At 71.9% G+C, this 16,574-nt stretch carries 13 protein-coding genes; 9 read left to right on the forward strand and 4 right to left on the reverse strand.

Features of this window, described 5'->3' with window-relative positions:
* Nucleotides 1–9: 9 nt before the first annotated feature.
* Complete coding sequence (locus tag ACIRFL_RS06365; protein ID WP_404024528.1) at nucleotides 10–1,884, reverse strand: ABC transporter substrate-binding protein; 1,875 nt, start codon at nucleotides 1,882–1,884, stop codon at nucleotides 10–12.
* Between the two features lie 404 nt (nucleotides 1,885–2,288).
* Here ACIRFL_RS06365 and ACIRFL_RS06370 point away from each other — a divergent pair, with 404 nt between their 5' ends.
* From ACIRFL_RS06370 to ACIRFL_RS06390, 5 genes are read left to right on the forward strand one after another with little or no spacing between them, the layout of a single operon-like run.
* On the forward strand, nucleotides 2,289–3,911 hold the full coding sequence (locus ACIRFL_RS06370; protein ID WP_404024530.1) for an ABC transporter substrate-binding protein: 1,623 nt from the start codon (nucleotides 2,289–2,291) through the stop codon (nucleotides 3,909–3,911).
* Between the two features lie 6 nt (nucleotides 3,912–3,917).
* On the forward strand, nucleotides 3,918–4,841 hold the full coding sequence (locus tag ACIRFL_RS06375; RefSeq protein ID WP_404024532.1) for an ABC transporter permease: 924 nt from the start codon (nucleotides 3,918–3,920) through the stop codon (nucleotides 4,839–4,841).
* On the forward strand, nucleotides 4,834–5,811 hold the full coding sequence (locus tag ACIRFL_RS06380; RefSeq protein ID WP_404024534.1) for an ABC transporter permease: 978 nt from the start codon (nucleotides 4,834–4,836) through the stop codon (nucleotides 5,809–5,811). The genes ACIRFL_RS06375 and ACIRFL_RS06380 overlap by 8 nt, the downstream gene beginning before the upstream one ends.
* 5 nt (nucleotides 5,812–5,816) lie before the next feature.
* Nucleotides 5,817–6,791, forward strand: a complete 975-nt coding sequence (locus ACIRFL_RS06385) for an ABC transporter ATP-binding protein (protein WP_404024537.1) — start codon at nucleotides 5,817–5,819, stop codon at nucleotides 6,789–6,791.
* Nucleotides 6,784–7,833: an ABC transporter ATP-binding protein gene (locus ACIRFL_RS06390; protein WP_404024538.1), complete on the forward strand. Its 1,050-nt coding sequence runs from the start codon at nucleotides 6,784–6,786 to the stop codon at nucleotides 7,831–7,833. The genes ACIRFL_RS06385 and ACIRFL_RS06390 overlap by 8 nt, the downstream gene beginning before the upstream one ends.
* A 128-nt stretch (nucleotides 7,834–7,961) precedes the next feature.
* On the opposite strand, the gene ACIRFL_RS06395 is transcribed toward ACIRFL_RS06390, so the two are convergent.
* The gene (locus tag ACIRFL_RS06395; protein WP_404024539.1) at nucleotides 7,962–10,082 is read right to left on the reverse strand and encodes a prolyl oligopeptidase family serine peptidase; all 2,121 of its coding nucleotides are present in this window, start codon (nucleotides 10,080–10,082) and stop codon (nucleotides 7,962–7,964) included.
* 201 nt (nucleotides 10,083–10,283) lie between these two features.
* On the opposite strand from ACIRFL_RS06395, the gene ACIRFL_RS06400 reads away from it, so the two are divergent.
* The 4 genes from ACIRFL_RS06400 (at nucleotide 10,284) to ACIRFL_RS06415 (ending at nucleotide 14,243) form a co-directional block, all read left to right on the forward strand.
* Nucleotides 10,284–10,478: a hypothetical protein gene (locus ACIRFL_RS06400; protein ID WP_404024542.1), complete on the forward strand. Its 195-nt coding sequence runs from the start codon at nucleotides 10,284–10,286 to the stop codon at nucleotides 10,476–10,478.
* Between the two features lie 55 nt (nucleotides 10,479–10,533).
* Entirely contained in the window at nucleotides 10,534–11,397 is an 864-nt protein-coding gene (mshB, locus tag ACIRFL_RS06405) for an N-acetyl-1-D-myo-inositol-2-amino-2-deoxy-alpha-D-glucopyranoside deacetylase (protein ID WP_404024544.1), read from the forward strand.
* Nucleotides 11,394–11,819, forward strand: a complete 426-nt coding sequence (locus ACIRFL_RS06410; protein WP_404024547.1) for a DUF6113 family protein — start codon at nucleotides 11,394–11,396, stop codon at nucleotides 11,817–11,819. The genes mshB and ACIRFL_RS06410 overlap by 4 nt, the downstream gene beginning before the upstream one ends.
* A gap of 195 nt (nucleotides 11,820–12,014) precedes the next feature.
* Entirely contained in the window at nucleotides 12,015–14,243 is a 2,229-nt protein-coding gene (locus ACIRFL_RS06415; protein ID WP_404024549.1) for a hypothetical protein, read from the forward strand.
* A 350-nt stretch (nucleotides 14,244–14,593) separates the two neighbouring features.
* Here ACIRFL_RS06415 and ACIRFL_RS06420 read toward each other — a convergent pair whose 3' ends face one another.
* Together ACIRFL_RS06420 and ACIRFL_RS06425 are read right to left on the reverse strand one after the other, a co-directional pair.
* Nucleotides 14,594–15,466, reverse strand: coding sequence for a tetratricopeptide repeat protein (locus ACIRFL_RS06420; protein ID WP_404024551.1), 873 nt, complete (start codon nucleotides 15,464–15,466; stop codon nucleotides 14,594–14,596).
* A complete protein-coding gene (locus tag ACIRFL_RS06425) occupies nucleotides 15,463–16,494 on the reverse strand; it encodes a GNAT family N-acetyltransferase (RefSeq protein ID WP_404024553.1) in 1,032 nt (343 codons plus the stop codon). The genes ACIRFL_RS06420 and ACIRFL_RS06425 overlap by 4 nt, the downstream gene beginning before the upstream one ends.
* Between the last annotated feature and the right edge of the window lie 80 nt (nucleotides 16,495–16,574).

Consider the following 16,574-nt stretch of genomic DNA (forward strand, 5'->3'; position numbering starts at 1 on the left):
GTGCATCGGCTATTCGCGGTCGTCGGCGGTGGCGCGGCGACGGCTCGCGAGGAAGAGCCCGGCGCCGGCGAGGACCACGACGCCCGCGACGACGCCGATGACGATGCCGGTGGAACCGCCGCCGCCGGACGAGCCGGAGTCTTCGGCCGGGACCGCCGACCACCAGCTCCAGTAGCCGTCCTGGCCGTAGATGTTGCCGGCGGCCTTGGGCATCGTCGTGATCGACTCGATCTGGTCGGTGCGGTAGGCCTCGACAGCGTTCGGGTACGCCATGACGTTCATGTACCCCAGGTCGTACAGCCTCGACTCGGCCTGTTTGACGAGTGTGGCCCGCTTGGCGGAGTCGTACTCGGCCAGCTGCCGCGCGTACAGGTCGTCGTACGCCTTGTCGCAGATGAAGTTGTCGGTGGCCCCGGTGTCCTTGGGCGTGGCGGGCAGGGCCGCGCAGGTGTGGATGGACAGGACGAAGTCCGGGTCCGGGTTGACGGACCAGCCGTCGAAGGCGAGGTCGTACTTGCCGGCGAGCCAGGGGTCGGTGACGTTGTCGAGGCAGTCGAGCCGCATGCCGATGCCCAGCTCGCCCCACCACTCCTTGAGGTACTGGCCGACCGCCTTGTCGTTCGGGTCGGTGGCGTGGCACAGGACGCGGTAGTTCAGCGGCTTGCCGTCCTTGCCGACGCGCTTGCCGTCGCTGTTCTTCTTGTAGCCGGCCTCGTCGAGGAGCCGGCCGGCCTTCGCGGGGTCGTAGGCGAGTTCCTGGCTCGCGGACGGTTTCCAGAAGTAGTCGGCGAAGCGGGGCGGGATGTAGCCCTGGCCCTCGACCGCGTGGCCCTGGAAGACCTTGTCCACGAGGGTCTTGCGGTCGACCGCCATGAACAGGGCGTTGCGCACCCGCTGGTCGAGCAGGGAGGGATCGCCGTCACCGAACTTCTCGCCGTTCCTGGCCCGGGCGCCGGGGTTGGTGGCGAGGGCGTAGAAGCGGCGGCCGGGGGCGTCGTTGACGCGGACGTTCTTCTCGCCCTTGAGCGAGGCGGCCTGGGCGGGCGTCAGGGAGGGCGAGCCGGCGACGAAGGAGACCTCGCCCTTGCGCAGCGCGGCCACCGCCGCGTCCTGGTCCTTGTAGTACTTGAAGACCAGCTCGTCGAACTTCGGTGCCCCGCGCCAGAACGTCTTGTTGGCCTTCAGCCGCACATAGCTGTCGGGCCGGTAGTCGGTGAGCACGAACGGTCCGTCGCCGACGACGGGGAAGGTCTTGTCGTTGGTGAACTTCGAGAAGTCGCCGACCTTCTCCCAGACGTGCTGGGGCACGATCGGCACGTCCAGCGCGGTCATCGTGGCCTGGGGCTTCTTCAGCTCGATGACCAGCTTGGTGGGGCTCGGGGCCGTCACCTCGCGGAAGTTGGTGACGAAGCTGCCGTTCGCGGTGGCGGCCGCCTCGTCGGTCATCATCTTGTTGAACGTCCAGGCCGCGTCCTGAGCGGTCACCCGCTGTCCGTCCGACCACTTGGCGTCGGAGCGGATCGTGTAGGTCCAGGTGAGCTTGTCGGCGGACGGCGCCCAGCTGGTGGCCAGGCCGGGGACCGGGTGGGCGTCGGCGGGGTCGTAGTCGGTCAGGTACTCGTAGGTCAGCCGCAGGATGCTCGTGCTGACCAGACGTACCGCCAGGAAGGGGCTGAGCGAGTCGACGCTCTGCGCGACGGCGACGGTGAGGACCTTGTCGGCCGGGGCGGCCTCGGCCCGGCGGGGCGCCGGGTCGAGCGGGGTGGCGAGGCCCGCGGTGAGCGTCACGGCGAGGGCGCCGGCGGCGGCGACGAGCCGGGCCGTACGGGATCGCGGGCTTCTCGGTAGTGAACGCCTTCTGCCGTACCGGTCTTGCGTGCTCATGAATCGTGACCTCGCGTCATCGCTCGCACAGGCTCAGCCTGTTGGGACTTCAGCCGGATGTGGCCTGGTGGCGCCGGGCGGGTGATGAGTGTGTCTATCAGCGGCGGTCTGCGCGCGTCAACGGCCCGTGTCCAGCACCTTTGGCCTGCGGAAACGATGAGTTGATGTTCGATGAAGCAAACATTGGTGTAGACCTGTGAAGGGCGCCTGGTGGCACGCTGGCGCCGATGCGGCCGGCGTTGAACCGAACGGGAGGGGTCGGCCCTCGTACGGGTGGAGTGCTGTGTCGGCGAGTGTCCTTCGTGTGTTTTATGTGCGCCTTGCGGTGATATGAGCGGGTGATCGATCGCTGCTCAGGGGTGGGCGTCACGGTGCGTACCCGCATGGTCCGGAGGAGGTACTGCATGCGCCGAGCCAGACACCTCGCATGGGCCACCCTGCCGGCCGCGGCGGTGCTCGCGGCAGCGTCCTGCGGCGGCAGCGGCACCGGCGCGCAGCGCGGCTCGGTGTTCAGCGCGTCCTGGGGCGACCCGCAGAACCCGCTGGAGCCGGCGAACACCAACGAGGTCCAGGGCGGCAAGGTGCTCGACCTGATCTTCCGGGGCCTGAAGCGCTACGACCCGAGGACCGGCCGCGCCATGGACATGCTGGCCGAGAAGATCGACACCACGGACTCGCGGAACTTCCGGATCACGCTCAGGGACGGCTGGACCTTCTCCAACGGCGAGAAGGTGACCGCCAGGTCCTTCGTCGACGCCTGGAACTACGGCGCGAGCCTGCGGAACAACCAGAAGAACGCCTACTTCTTCGGCTACATCGACGGCTACGACAGGGTTCACCCGGACAGCGGCGCCCAGAGCGCCGACACGCTCTCCGGACTGAGGGTCGTCGACGACCGCACCTTCACGGTCCGGCTCAACCAGAAGTTCTCCAGCTTCCCGGACACCCTCGGCTACGTGGCCTTCGCCCCGCTGCCCCGGGCGTTCTTCACCGACCACGCGGCCTGGCTGGCCAGGCCCGTGGGCAACGGGCCCTACCGGATCGACACCTACACCAGGGGCTTCCAGCTGTCCCTGAAGAAGTGGGACGCCTACCCCGGCGCCGACAAGGCCCGCAACGACGGCGTGAACCTCACGGTCTACACGGACAACAACACCGCCTACACCGACCTGCTGGCCGGCAACCTCGACCTCGTCGACGACGTACCGGCCGCGCAGCTCAAGAACGTCAGGAGCGACCTCGAAGGCCGCTACATCAACAGCCCCGCCGGCATCATCCAGACCCTCGCCTTCCCGTACTACGACAAGAACTGGAGCAGACCCGGCGCCGAGAAGGTCCGCACCGGCCTGTCCATGGCGATCAACCGCAGGCAGATCACCGAGACGATCTTCCGGAACACCCGGACTCCGGCCACCGACTGGACCTCGCCCGTGCTCGGCGCCGAGGGCGGCCACCAGGCCGGCCTGTGCGGCCGGGCCTGCGACTACGACCCCGCCCAGGCCAGAAAGCTGATCCAGGAGGGCGGCGGCATCCCCGGCGGCCAGGTCACGATCACCTACAACGCGGACACCGGTTCGCACCGGGAGTGGGTGGACGCCGTCTGCAACTCCATCAACAACGCGCTCGGCAACGACAGGGCCTGCATCGGCAGCCCGGTCGGCACCTTCGCCGACTTCCGCGACCGGATCGGCCGGCACCGGATGACGGGCCCGTTCCGGTCCGGCTGGCAGATGGACTACCCGCTCATCCAGAACTTCCTCCAGCCGCTCTACTACACGGGCGCCTCCTCCAACGACGGCAAGTGGTCCAACAAGGACTTCGACCGGCTCGTCGACCGGGCCAACGCCGAGACCGACACCCGCAGATCCATCGCCACCTTCCAGCAGGCCGAGCGGGTCGTCCGGGACAACATGGCCGCCATCCCGCTCTGGTACCAGAACGGCAGCGCGGGCTACTCGCAGCGGCTGTCCGACGTGGCACTCAACCCCTTCAGCGTCCCCGTCTACAACGAGATCAAGGTCGGCTGAGCCGTCATGGGGCGCTATGTCGTGCGGCGGCTGCTCCAGATGATCCCGGTGTTCGTGGGGGCCACGCTGCTGATCTTCCTGATGGTGAACGTGATGGGCGACCCCGTCGCCGGCCTGTGCGGCGAGCGGCAGTGCGACCCGGCGACGGCCGCCCAGCTGAAACGGGACCTCGGCCTCGACCGGCCGGTGTGGCAGCAGTACCTGACCTACATGGGGAAGGTCTTCACCGGGGACTTCGGCACCGCGTTCAACGGTCAGCCGGTCACCGAGCTGATGTCGACGGCGTTCCCCGTCACCGTCCGGCTGACGATCGTGGCGATCCTCTTCGAGATCGTCGTCGGCGTCGCGCTGGGCGTGCTGACCGGACTGCGCCGCGGACGGCCCGTCGACACGGGCGTGCTGCTGGCCACCCTGGTCGTCATCTCCGTACCGACCTTCGTCACCGGTCTGCTGCTCCAACTGCTGCTCGGCGTCGAGTGGGGCTGGATCAGACCGTCGGTCCCGCCGGAGGCCGCCTTCGGCCAGCTGATCGTGCCGGGCCTCGTCCTGGCCTCCGTCTCGCTCGCCTACGTCACCCGGCTCACCCGTACCTCCCTCGCGGAGAACCGGCGCGCCGACTATGTGCGCACGGCCGTCGCCAAGGGGCTGCCCCGGCACCGGGTGATCATCCGGCATCTGCTGCGCAACTCCCTGATCCCCGTGGTCACCTTCATCGGCGCCGACATCGGCGCCCTGATGGGCGGCGCCATCGTCACCGAGCGGATCTTCAACATCCACGGCGTCGGCTACCAGCTCTACCAGGGGATCGTGCGGCAGAACACGCAGACCGTGGTCGGCTTCGTCACCGTCCTCGTGCTGGTCTTCCTGATCGCCAACCTGCTTGTCGACCTGCTGTACGCCGTGCTCGACCCGAGGATCCGCTATGCCTGAGCGGCACGAGCCCGACGGCGCCGTCTCCGCCGCCGGCATGGGCGGCGCGATGGACCTCGCGGCCAGCGAGGCGGCCACCCTGGAGCGGACGCCCGGCGGACCCCGGGGCACCGGCCCCCGGGACAGGCCGCGCAGCCTGTGGTCCGACGCCTGGCACGATCTGTGCCGCAACCCGGTCTTCGTCGGCTCCGGCCTGGTGATCCTCTTCCTCGTGCTGATCTCCCTGTGGCCCTCGCTGATCGCCTCAGGCAACCCCCTGGCCTGCGACCTCTCCAAGGCCCAGGAGGGGCCCATGCCCGGCCACCCCTTCGGCTACGACGGCCAGGGCTGCGACGTCTACACACGGACCGTCTACGGCGCCCGGGCGTCCGTCACGGTCGGCGTCTGCGCCACGCTGGGGGTGGCCGTCCTCGGCTCGGTCCTCGGCGGTCTCGCCGGATTCTTCGGCGGGATGTGGGACGCGGTGCTCTCCCGCCTCACCGATGTGTTCTTCGCGATCCCCGTCGTGCTCGGCGGTCTGGTGCTGCTCTCCGTGGTGACCAGCAACACGGTCTGGCCGGTCGTCGGGTTCATGGTGCTGCTGGGCTGGCCGCAGATCTCCCGCATCGCGCGCGGCTCGGTGATCACCGCCCGGCAGAACGACTATGTGCAGGCCGCGCGGGCGCTCGGCGCCTCCCCGGCCCGCATCCTGCTGCGGCACATCGCACCCAACGCGGTCGCGCCGGTGATCGTGGTGGCGACCATCGCGCTCGGCACCTACATCGCGCTGGAGGCGACCCTGTCGTACCTCGGCGTCGGACTGAAACCGCCCAGCGTGTCCTGGGGGATCGACATCTCCGCCGCCTCCCCGTACATCCGCAACGCCCCGCACGCGCTGCTGTGGCCCTCCGGCGCCCTGGCGATCACCGTCCTGGCGTTCATCATGCTCGGCGACGCGGTGCGCGACGCCCTCGACCCGAGGCTGAGGTGAGCCGCGTGCTGCTCGACGTACGCGATCTGCACGTGGAGTTCACGACGCGGGACGGCGTCGCCAGGGCCGTCAACGGCGTCACCTGCCGGGTGGCCGCGGGGGAGACGCTGGCCGTGCTCGGCGAGTCGGGCTCCGGCAAGTCGGTGACGGCGCAGGCCGTGATGGGCATCCTGGACACCCCGCCCGGCCGGATCACCGGCGGGCAGATCCTCTTCCGCGGCCGTGACCTGCTGAAACTGAAGGAGGACGGGCGGCGCAGGATCCGCGGCGCCGAACTGGCCATGATCTTCCAGGACGCGCTGTCCGCCCTCAACCCCGTGCTCAGCGTGGGCGACCAGCTCGGCGAGATGTTCGTGGTGCACCGCGGCATGTCGAAGAGGGACGCCCGGGCCAGGGCGGTCGAGCTGATGGACCGGGTGCGCATCCCGGGCGCGGCGCAGCGCGTGCGCGACTATCCGCACCAGTTCTCCGGCGGCATGCGCCAGCGCATCATGATCGCGATGGCGCTGGCCCTGGAACCGGCCCTGGTGATCGCCGACGAGCCCACCACCGCGCTCGACGTCACGGTCCAGGCCCAGGTCATGGACCTGCTCGCGGAGTTGCAGCGCGAGTACACCATGGGGCTCGTCCTGATCACCCACGACCTGGGCGTGGTCGCGGACGTCGCCGACCGGATCGCCGTCATGTACGCGGGCCGGATCGTCGAGTCGGCCCCGGTGCACGACCTCTACAAGGCCCCCGCCCACCCCTACACCCGGGGCCTGCTGGACTCCATCCCGCGCCTGGACCGCAAGGGCCGGGAGCTGTACGCGATCAAGGGCCTGCCGCCGAACCTCATGCACATCCCGCCCGGCTGCGCCTTCCATCCCCGCTGTCCGATGGCGCGGGACGTGTGCCGGACGGACGAACCCCCGCTGTACACCGTGGACGAGAACCGCGGCAGCGCCTGTCACTTCTGGCGGGAGTGCCTGGATGGCTGAGCCGATCCTGGCGGTCAGCGGGCTGGTCAAGCACTACCCGCTCACCCGCGGCATCCTCTTCAGGAAGCAGGTCGGCGCCGTGAAGGCGGTCGACGGCGTCGACTTCACACTGGCCAGGGGCGAAACCCTCGGCCTGGTCGGCGAGTCGGGCTGCGGCAAGTCGACGGTCGCGCGGCTGCTGTGCAGCCTCGAACGGCCGACGGCCGGTTCGATCCGGTTCAGGGGCGAGGAGATCACCACGCTCTCCGGCCGCGCCCTGAAGGCCGTACGGCGCGACATCCAGATGGTCTTCCAGGACCCGTACACCTCCCTCAACCCGCGGATGACGGTGGGCGACATCATCGGGGAGCCGTTCGAGATCCACCCGGAGGCGGCCCCCAAGGGCGACCGGCGCAGGCGGGTCCGGGAGCTGCTGGACGTCGTCGGCCTCGACCCGGAGTACGCCAACCGCTATCCGCACCAGTTCTCCGGGGGCCAGCGCCAGCGCATCGGCATCGCGCGTGCTCTGGCGCTGCGTCCGGCGATCATCGTCGCCGACGAGCCGGTGTCGGCGCTGGACGTGTCGGTGCAGGCGCAGGTGGTCAACCTGATGGAGCGGCTTCAGGCGGAGTTCGACCTCAGCTACGTCTTCATCGCGCACGACCTGTCGATCGTGCGGCACATCGCGGACCGGGTCGGGGTGATGTACCTCGGGCGGATCATGGAGACCGGCACCGACACGGAGATCTACGACCACCCGACCCACCCCTACACCCAGGCGCTGCTCTCCGCGGTGCCCGTGCCCGACCCCGGGGCCCGCGCGCACCGTGAGCGGATCATCCTGACGGGCGACGTGCCCTCGCCGACCGACATCCCCTCCGGCTGCCGGTTCCGCACCCGCTGCTGGAAGGCGCGGGAGCGGTGCGCGCGGGAGGTGCCGGCCCTCGCGGTGCCGGAGGAGTTCCGGCACACCTCCGGTCCCGCGGCCCATGACTCGGCCTGCCACTTCGCGGAGGAGAAGCAGGTGGTGCCGGTGGAGGAGCACGGCAACGGGCCGGGATGACATGGCGCATCCCGGCCCGTTTACGGCACCCGCACGGCCGTACGCTGTTCAGCGTCCCGCGTCCGTATATCGGTACCGCTTCCGTGAAGTTGCCTGTGTGTTACGGCGGTTCGCGGATATTTGCCCCGCTATGCCAGGGAGCGCTTGAGGAAGTCCACCTGAAGCAGCAGCAGGTTCTCGGCGACCTGCTCCTGCGGGGTCATATGGGTGACACCGGACAGCGGCAGCACCTCGTGCGGGCGGCCGGCGGCCAGCATCGCGGAGGACAGCCGCAGCGCGTGCGCCACCACCACGTTGTCGTCGGCGAGCCCGTGCACGATCATCAGCGGCCGGTGCGGTGCGGCCGGTGCCGACAGGCCGTCGTCGGTGACGAGGGAACTGCGGGCGTACGCCTGCGCGTCCCGCTCCGGGTCGCCGAGGTAGCGCTCGGTGTAGTGGGTGTCGTACAGCCGCCAGTCGGTGACCGGGGCGCCCGCGATGCCCGCGTGGAAGACGTCCGGGCGGCGCAGCACGGCGAGGGCGGCCAGCCAGCCGCCGTAGGACCAGCCGCGGATCGCCACCCGGCCCAGGTCGAGCGGATGGGTCTTGGCGAGGTCCTGGAGCGCTTCGATCTGGTCGTCCAGGGCGACGGTGAAGTCGCCGTGCACCGCCTTCTCCCAGGCCGGCGAGCGGCCGGGGGTGCCGCGGCCGTCGGCGACGACCACCGCGAAGCCCTGGTCGGCGAACCACTGCGAGGTCAGGTGCGCGTTGTGCGCGGCGACCACGCGCGGTCCGTGCGGCCCGCCATAGGGGTCGAGGAGTACGGGCAGGAGTGTGTCGGAGGGGTAGTCCCGCGGCATAAGCACGGCGCACGGAATTCGGCGTGCGCCCCCCTGGGTGAGGGTCACGCGCGGGGACAAACCGGGGTCTTCGGCGTGCGACCGGACAGTCGCCAGCGGATTTCCGTCACGCAGCACCCGGCACCGGGCGCCCGGCCGGTCGAGCGCGGCCGAGATCAGCACCGTCACACCACCGGCGCGCACCGCCGTGTGCACACCGGGCTCCTGTGACACCCGCTGCACGCCCAGCTCGTTCACCCGGTAGACATGCACCTCCCCGATTTCGGCCGACTCGGCGATGCCGGCCTCCTCGCCGGCCGAGGCCGAGACCAGCACGTCGTCGGCGCCCACGTCGAGCACCGCACGGATGTGCAACTGTGCTCCCGTCAGCGGACGTTCACCCACCGCGAGGACCCGCGCGCCCCCTTCGTCGGCGATCCGGACGAGCTGTCCCGACGGGCTCCAGCACGGCACCCCGGGGAAAAGTTCAAGCCATGTTGGATCTTCATCCGCGTGCACCATCCGGGTCGCCCCCGACTCCGGTTCGACCGCCAGGAACAGCTGGCTGCGCTGGTCGCGCGGCTGTACGAGGAGCAGCGGCGCACCCGCCTCTGACCAGTGCACACGAGCCAGATACGGATAGCGCGCCCGGTCCCAGACCACCTCCGTGCGCGAGCCGTCCAGACCGATCACGAACAGCCGTACGTCCGCGTTCGCGGTGCCCGCCGCCGGATAGGCGACGTGGTGTGGCTCACGCTCCGGCCGGGCGGGGTCCGCGATCCACCACCGCTGCACCGGCGTGTCGTCCACCCGCGCCACCAGCAGCCGGTCCGCCTGCGGCGCCCACCAAAAGCCCCGCGCCCGTCCCATCTCCTCGGCCGCCACGAACTCGGCCAGCCCGTAGGTGATCCCGTCCGACTCCGGCTCCGCCAGCGCCCGGTCGTGCTCGCCCGCGGCGTCCACCACCCGCAGCGCGCCCCGCGTCACATAGGCGACATGCCGCCCGTCGGGGGCCGGACGGGGATCGATCACCGGCCCGGGCACCGGGAGTTCACGCGCCGTGCCGGCCCGCAGCTCCGCCGTGAAAAGCCGCCCTGACAAGGCGAAAGAGGCCAACTCCACGGCCGCGTCGGTGGCGTAGCCGACAATGCCGGCGCCGCCCTCACGGCTGCGCTCCCGGCGGGCCCGCTCCTCGGGCGACAGATGCTCCACGGCACCGCCCAACAGGGCCCGCGGATCGGCCGCAAGGCGCTCCTGGCCGTCCTCCGTGTCGAGTACCCACAGGGAGTTGGCCCGGTCCGTACCGGATGCGGAACGCAGGAACGCGACACGCGACCCGTCGGGGGCCACGCTGAACGCGCGCGGCGCGCCGAGGGTGAACCGCTGGGTGCGGGCGTGCCGTCGGGGGAAGGAGTCAGGCTCGGTCGTCATGCCTTGACCATATTGGCCATGCGCCCCCTTGTGCGGCCGTGCGCCGACCGATGCGCGAGCACGGATAGTTATGATCACTACCGCTGAGTGGGTATGAACCTGCTGGCTTCCGCATGGATGTGCTGTTCTGCTCTACAACCGATCCACAACCCCCATAGTCCGAACCCCCCGCGTCCCTGGGATCCTTGGAGGTGAGCCGCCGTGGCACTTTCGATTTCGGCGGTGGTGCTGCTGGCGATCATCGTCTTCCTGCTGATCAAGAAGTCAGGTCTGAAGGGCGGCCACGCGGTCGTCTGCATCCTGCTCGGCTTCTATCTCGCCTCCTCCACCATCGCGCCCACGATCAGCGAGCTGACCACGAACGTCGCCAGCATGATCGGCGGCATCAAGTTCTGACCCCCCTCCCACCGTCCGCCCGGCACCGCCGGCGCGGCTGCGTAGGGTGGGGTCCATGACGGAACAGCCATCCCGCCGTCTGCTGCTGGTGCACGCGCACCCGGACGACGAGTCGATCAACAACGGCGCGACCATGGCCCGGTACGCCGCCCAGGGAGCGCAGGTGACGCTGGTCACCTGCACCCTGGGGGAGCGCGGTGAGGTCATTCCGCCGCGGCTGCGGCAGCTGACCGGAGCCGCACTCGGCGCGCACCGGCTGACCGAGCTGCGGGCCGCCCTCGGCGAGCTGGGCGTCACCGACGTCCGGCTGCTCGGCGGCGCCGGCCGCTACGGCGACTCCGGGATGATGGGCCTGCCCGACAACGACGACCCCGACTGCTTCTGGCAGGCCGACCTCGACGAGGCCGCCGGCCGGCTCGCCCGCATCCTCCGCGAGGTGCGGCCCCAGGTCCTCGTCACCTACGACGACAACGGCGGATACGGACACCCGGACCACATCCAGGCCCACCGCGTCGCCCTGCGCGCCGTCGAACTGGCCGCCGGCACCGGCTGGAGCGTCCCCAAGGTCTACGTCAACCGCATCCCGCGCTCCGTCGCCGAGGCCGCCTTCGCCCGGCTCCGGGACGAGCTGCCCGGCCTCCCCTTCGCCCAGGGCGGCTGTGTCGAGGACCTGCCGGGAGTGGTGGACGACGACCGGATCACCACCGCGGTCGACGGCACCGCGTACGCCGCGGCCAAGGCCGCCGCGATGCGCGCCCACGCCACCCAGATCGAGGTCGCCGAACCCTGGTTCGCGCTGTCCAACGAACGCGCGCAGCCGCTGTTCACCACGGAGTACTACGAGTTGGTGCGGGGCCCGCGGCCGGACGCCCGCGAGAGCGACCTGTTCGCCGGGCTCACCCCCGAGGAGGCGTCATGAGCGGGGCGGTCCCAGAACGCCGCGGACCGGTGCTCGCCCAGCCGCTGCACCGGCCCTCCGCCGGGCGGATCGCGGCCTGCGCCGGGCTGTTCCTGCTCGGCGCCGTGGTGGCGCTGGCCGGGGCGCTGGTGCAGAGCGGCTGGTTCCCCGGCGGGCTGCTGCTCGCGCTGGCGGGCGCGGCCGGACTGTTCCTCGGCGGGGCCCGCGCCCTCGGCTCCCGCGCCGGTGCGGTCGCGCCCGCCGGCGGCTGGGTCGTCGCCGTCATGCTGCTCACCGCGAGCCGCCCGGAAGGTGACTTTCTGTTCGGCGCCGGAATCGGCTCGTATCTCTACCTGCTCGGCGGGATGGCCGTCGCTGTGATCTGCGCCACCCTTGGGCCGGGACGGCAACCGAACGGGGGCGCCGTCCGACTTGGCAAGTGACGTACCACTTCGCCGTACGACGCACGTGCGAGTCCGGTGTGGATTTCCCCAGTGGTCATGGGATACACGCCCTAAGCGGACAGTATGGTGGTGCGCGCCGCCGAGCCTCCCCCAAGCACTCGACTCCGCTCGTGCCGGGGGGACCCCCCACACTGAGGTCGTCATGGGCGGCGGAGCCAACCGGGAGAACCTGCCTTGAGTCGTGAAACTGACACTCCGTCCTCCGGGCCCAACGGGCGCGGCGGAGCCGCATACCCGTCGGGGACGCCGCCGTACGGGACCCCCATGGCAGCCGACGGCGACGCGGGCGCGGGTCGTTCGGCCGCCCAGCCGGAGGAGCGTAAGACCGAGACCACGCTGACGACCCGGATCCGGATCAACATCCCCGGATCGCGGCCCATCCCGCCGGTCGTCGTGCGCACGCCCGTCGCGGACGCGGAGAGTCCCGACGAGAGCGCCGACGCGCGGCCCGCTCCCGCCCAGCCGGCCACCGGCCAGGGCCAGGCCCCGGCCGAACCCGCGGCCCCGGCCGCCGAGAAGGAGAAGACGAGCGACTGGTTCGCCCCCCGCAAGTCCGGCCCGGCCAAGGGCGGTCCGGGCGGCGCCGACGGCAACGCGGCCCCGGCGCCCGGCGCTTCGGCGGCCGGCGGCGCGGCGGCCCCGGGCGCACCCGGCGCCGCGCGGCCCGGTGGCGGACGGCCCGGCGGGATCGTCGGCGCGATGAGCGTGTCCGGCGGGGCCAGGCCGGGCGGTGGCGGCACCAACGGCGGCGGGCTGCCCGGCGCCACCGGCGGTCCCGTCGCCCCCGGACACGGCGGCGGCACCGGCTCCTTCGACGTGACCGAGGCGCTTGCCGCGGGCCCCCTGGGCGGCGGCCGACGGCTCGGCCCGGACGGCGCGGGCGACGCGCGCCGCGACGACCTGCCGTACTTCTCGGAGAACGGGCACGGCGGCAACGGGCCCGGTGCGGGCGGCCAGGGCGGCGCCCACGGCCACGGCGGCCAGGGCGGACCCGGCGGCCCCGGGGGCCTGCCCGGCCGCGGCGGACCCGCGGGACCCACCAGCGGACCGGTCACCGGGGACGGGCCGATGGCGCCGCCCGCCGGCCCGGCCGTCCGCGGCGACCACGGACTGGCCGCGGGCGAGCCCTTCGACGGCCCGAACCCCGGCGGCCACCCCGGGCCGGGCGGACCCGGCACGCACCAGGGGCCCGCCGCGCACCACGGACCCGGCGGCGGACTGAGCGACGACACCGCGATCCTCACCCCGCAGAAGCAGGTCCCGGAACCGGCCGATCCCGGTTACGGCGTCCCGCCCGACAACGTCTCCGGACACACCCTCACCAGCGGCATCCCGGTCGTACCGCCCGGCCCCGACGCCGCGTTCGCGCCGGGCCGGCCCGCCGAAGGGCCGGTGCCGCACACCGCCCCGAAGCTGCCCGAACCGGTCGCGCAGAACGTGCCGGAGGCCAAGCCGAAGAAGAAGGGCCGCAGCAAACTGGTGCTGCTCGGCGGTGTCGTCGTCTTCCTCGGCGCCGGCGTCTACGGCGCCGGGCTGCTGATGAACCACTCCGACGTCCCCAAGGGCACCACCGTGCTCGGCGTCGACATCGGCGGCGGCACCCGCGACGACGCCGTCAAGAAGCTCGACGACGCGTTCGGCAGCCGGGTCGGCAAGCCGCTGAAGCTGTCGGTGGACGGCAAGACCGTCTCGCTGGCACCCGACAAGGCGGGCCTCCAGTTCGACTTCCAGACCACGGTGAGCCAGGCCGCGCGCAGCGACTACAACCCGGTGTCCGTGGTCGGCTCCCTGTTCGGCCAGAAGCGCGAGGTCGAACCGGACATGCCGGTCGACGAGGAGAAGCTTCAGGCCGCCCTGAAGGAGGCCGGCGGCGCGTCCGGATCGGTCACCGAGGGCACGATCAAGTTCGAGTCGGGCAAGGCCGTCGCCGTCTACGGCAAGGCGGGCAAGGGCGTCGACGCCGGCCGGTCCGTGCAGGCCGTCGAGCGGGCCTACCGCACCCTGGTGGAGACCGGCACGGCCTCCACGGTGACCGTGCCCACCACGACCCAGCAGCCGGCGATCTCCAACGCCGAGGTCGACCGGATGATGAAGACGTTCGCCGAACCCGCGATGTCCGACATCGTCCAGGTGCAGACCGACCCGGCGCACAGCATCCCGTTCGGCCCCCTGTCCCTGCCGAAGATCCTCGGCGTCAAGGCCGTCGACGGCAAGCTCGTCGAGACGTACGACCTTGAGGCCCTGAAGCAGGCGTACGGCAGCACGTACGACGGCGTACAGATCGTGACCGCGACCGGGAAGCGTGCCGTCCAGCCGCAGGACGTCGTCGCCGCGCTGCGCAAGGCCCTGCGCGGCAAGACACCGGCCGAGCGCGTCGGAATCATCGACACCAACCCGAACTGACGCCGACTCGCCCGTCCGGGCGCGCGAGGCCCGCCCTGGGACAACCCCAGGCCGGGCCAAACCCATCAGCGCGCGCCCCCGTAAGGGGCACGGGCAACAGCGCCCCCGCACCCGACGACGGACACCTGCGGCCCCGTAAGGGGCGCGGGGAACGGCGCGACCAGCCACAGCGCACCCGCACCCGACGACGCACGGCTGTGGCCCCGTGAGGGGCGCGGGGAACGGCGCGACCAGCCACAGCGCACCCGCACCCGACGACGCACGGCTGTGGCCCCGTGAGGGGCGCGGGGAACGGCGCGACCGGCCACAACGCACCCGCACTCGACGCCCGCCCGAACAAGAACGGCGCCCTAATTCAACAGCGCCCGCGCCGCATTGGCCTGCCGCCGCACCCGCCGCGCCCCCGACTCGTCCGCCGCCCCCAACACCTCCGCATACGCATCAAGCTCCGCCGCCCCGGCGACGAACTCCCCCCGCTGAACAAGCAGTTGCGCCCGCTCATAACGCAACCGCGCCGGATGCGACGGCAGCAGCAGGGACAGCTCCACGGCCCACAGCGCCACATCCGACCGCTCAGGCCGCGCCGCCGCCCACGCCCGGATGTTGTTCAGGATCCGCACGACGACATCGAGCGGCGCCGCGGGCACCAGCATGGACGGCTCCAGCGGAGCCCCCGTCGCCCCGGCGACCAGCAACTCCGCGTCCGTCCCGGTGAGCACACGGCCGCCGTCGAACGGATCCGCCAGCACCTGTTCCCCGGCCGTGCCGAACCCCACCACGAAGTGACCGGGCAGCGCCACCCCGTACACGTGCGCCCCCGCCCGCCGGGCCACCTCCATCCAGATCACCGACAGCAGGATCGGCAGCCCGCGCCGCCGCCGCAGCACCGCGTGCAGGAGCGAGGACTCCAGCCGCCGGTAGTCGGCCCGGGAGCCGTGGAACCCGTGCCGCACCCCGAGCAGCTGGTGCAGCGCCGCGGCCCAGGCCGGCGGCCCGCCCGGACGGTACGGCAGCTGCCCCGCGAGCCGGTCGAGTTCCAGCTGCGCGGCGTCCAGGCCCGCCTCGTCCAGCTCCCCGTCCGCCGCCGCGCCGAGCAGCAGACACAGCAGCGCCAGGTCGGGCCGCTCGGAGCGGGCCTCCGCGGCGAACCGGCCTCGCACCTCCGCGGAGCGCTCCGCGGACGGGGGATACGGGGGACGCCCGGCGGGCCCGTGCCCGGTCACGACGGTCCGCTCCGCGGGCCGGCGTCGCCGGTGTCGTCCGGCTCCCGGTAGTGGTGGTAGGCGTGGTGCGCGGCGAAGCCGAGACGGGCGTACAGCGCCCGCGCCCCCGTGTTGTCCGCCTCGACCTGGAGCCAGGCGGCGGAGGCGCCCTCGTCGAGGGCCCGCCGGGCCAGCGCGGCCATCACGGCCGTGGCCAGCCCCCGCCGGCGCTGCTCCGGGTCCACCTCGACGGCGGCGAACCCGGCCCACCGCCCGTCCACGACGCACCGGCCGATCGCGGCAGGGGCGCTGTCGTCCGCACCGGGCACGGTCGCGAACCACACCGACGGCCCGCTGCCCAGCACCCGCAGGGCCACCTCGCTCACCCCCTTGCGCTGGTATCTGGTCAGCCATGTCGCGTCCGCGGTCCGGGACAGCACGACCTCGCCGCCCTCGGCCCGGTCCGCGACCGGTGCGAGCGCCCCGGTCCACAGTTCGGCGGTCACCTCGCGCCGCCAGCCGCGCCGTTCCAGCTCCGCGCACAGCAGTTCCTGCGTGCCCGCGGCACCGGTCGCGGTCTGCACGTACGCGGGCAGCCCGCGCTCGCCGTACCAGCGTCGTACGGCCCGCAGTGCCGCGTCGAGCGGAAGCCCCGGGTCGCCGAGCGGCAGCGCGCTGTTGGCCCGCCTCGTGAATCCGCCGGCGGCGCGCAGTTCCCACGCGCCGAGCCGTTCGCTCTCCACCGGCTGCCAGGCCCGCGCGGACACCCGTGCGAGTTCTTCGTAGGTGGCGGCGGGACCCCGGCGACGCGCCGGGGCGGCGGGCACCGTCTTGCCCGCGACCAGCGCGGATTCCGGGATCCGGACGCTCTGCCCGTCCTTCCGTGTGATCAGCAGCACACCGTCGTCCCAGGATGTGAGAACACCCACCGTGTCGGTGAACTTCGGCGTGGGACTTCCGGGATCGCAAAGGCGCCGTACGGAGACCCGTTTACCCACGTCAGCAGCGGTGATACGGACCTCGAGTCGTCCAGCGGCAGAGATTTCCACAGGTCAGTTCACCCCTCCTGTTCGGATCATGCCCAAGAACGGAGATACTAGGTGCGGGCATCGACGACGCCGCGCTCCCG

The sequence above is a fragment of the Streptomyces sp. NPDC102462 genome (genome assembly GCF_044765425.1).
Taxonomy (GTDB): Bacteria; Actinomycetota; Actinomycetes; order Streptomycetales; family Streptomycetaceae; genus Streptomyces.

Bases quoted from the DNA above. Each gene is read 5' to 3' on its own strand.
- ACIRFL_RS06410 (WP_404024547.1), top strand. From the start codon at position 11,394: ATGAGCGGGGCGGTCCCAGAACGCCGCGGACCGGTGCTCGCCCAGCCG.
- ACIRFL_RS06365 (WP_404024528.1), bottom strand. From the start codon at position 1,884: ATGAGCACGCAAGACCGGTACGGCAGAAGGCGTTCACTACCGAGAAGC.
- ACIRFL_RS06380 (WP_404024534.1), top strand. From the start codon at position 4,834: ATGCCTGAGCGGCACGAGCCCGACGGCGCCGTCTCCGCCGCCGGCATG.
- ACIRFL_RS06370 (WP_404024530.1), top strand. From the start codon at position 2,289: ATGCGCCGAGCCAGACACCTCGCATGGGCCACCCTGCCGGCCGCGGCG.
- ACIRFL_RS06390 (WP_404024538.1), top strand. From the start codon at position 6,784: ATGGCTGAGCCGATCCTGGCGGTCAGCGGGCTGGTCAAGCACTACCCG.
- mshB (WP_404024544.1), top strand. From the start codon at position 10,534: ATGACGGAACAGCCATCCCGCCGTCTGCTGCTGGTGCACGCGCACCCG.
- ACIRFL_RS06375 (WP_404024532.1), top strand. From the start codon at position 3,918: ATGGGGCGCTATGTCGTGCGGCGGCTGCTCCAGATGATCCCGGTGTTC.
- ACIRFL_RS06395 (WP_404024539.1), bottom strand. From the start codon at position 10,082: ATGACGACCGAGCCTGACTCCTTCCCCCGACGGCACGCCCGCACCCAG.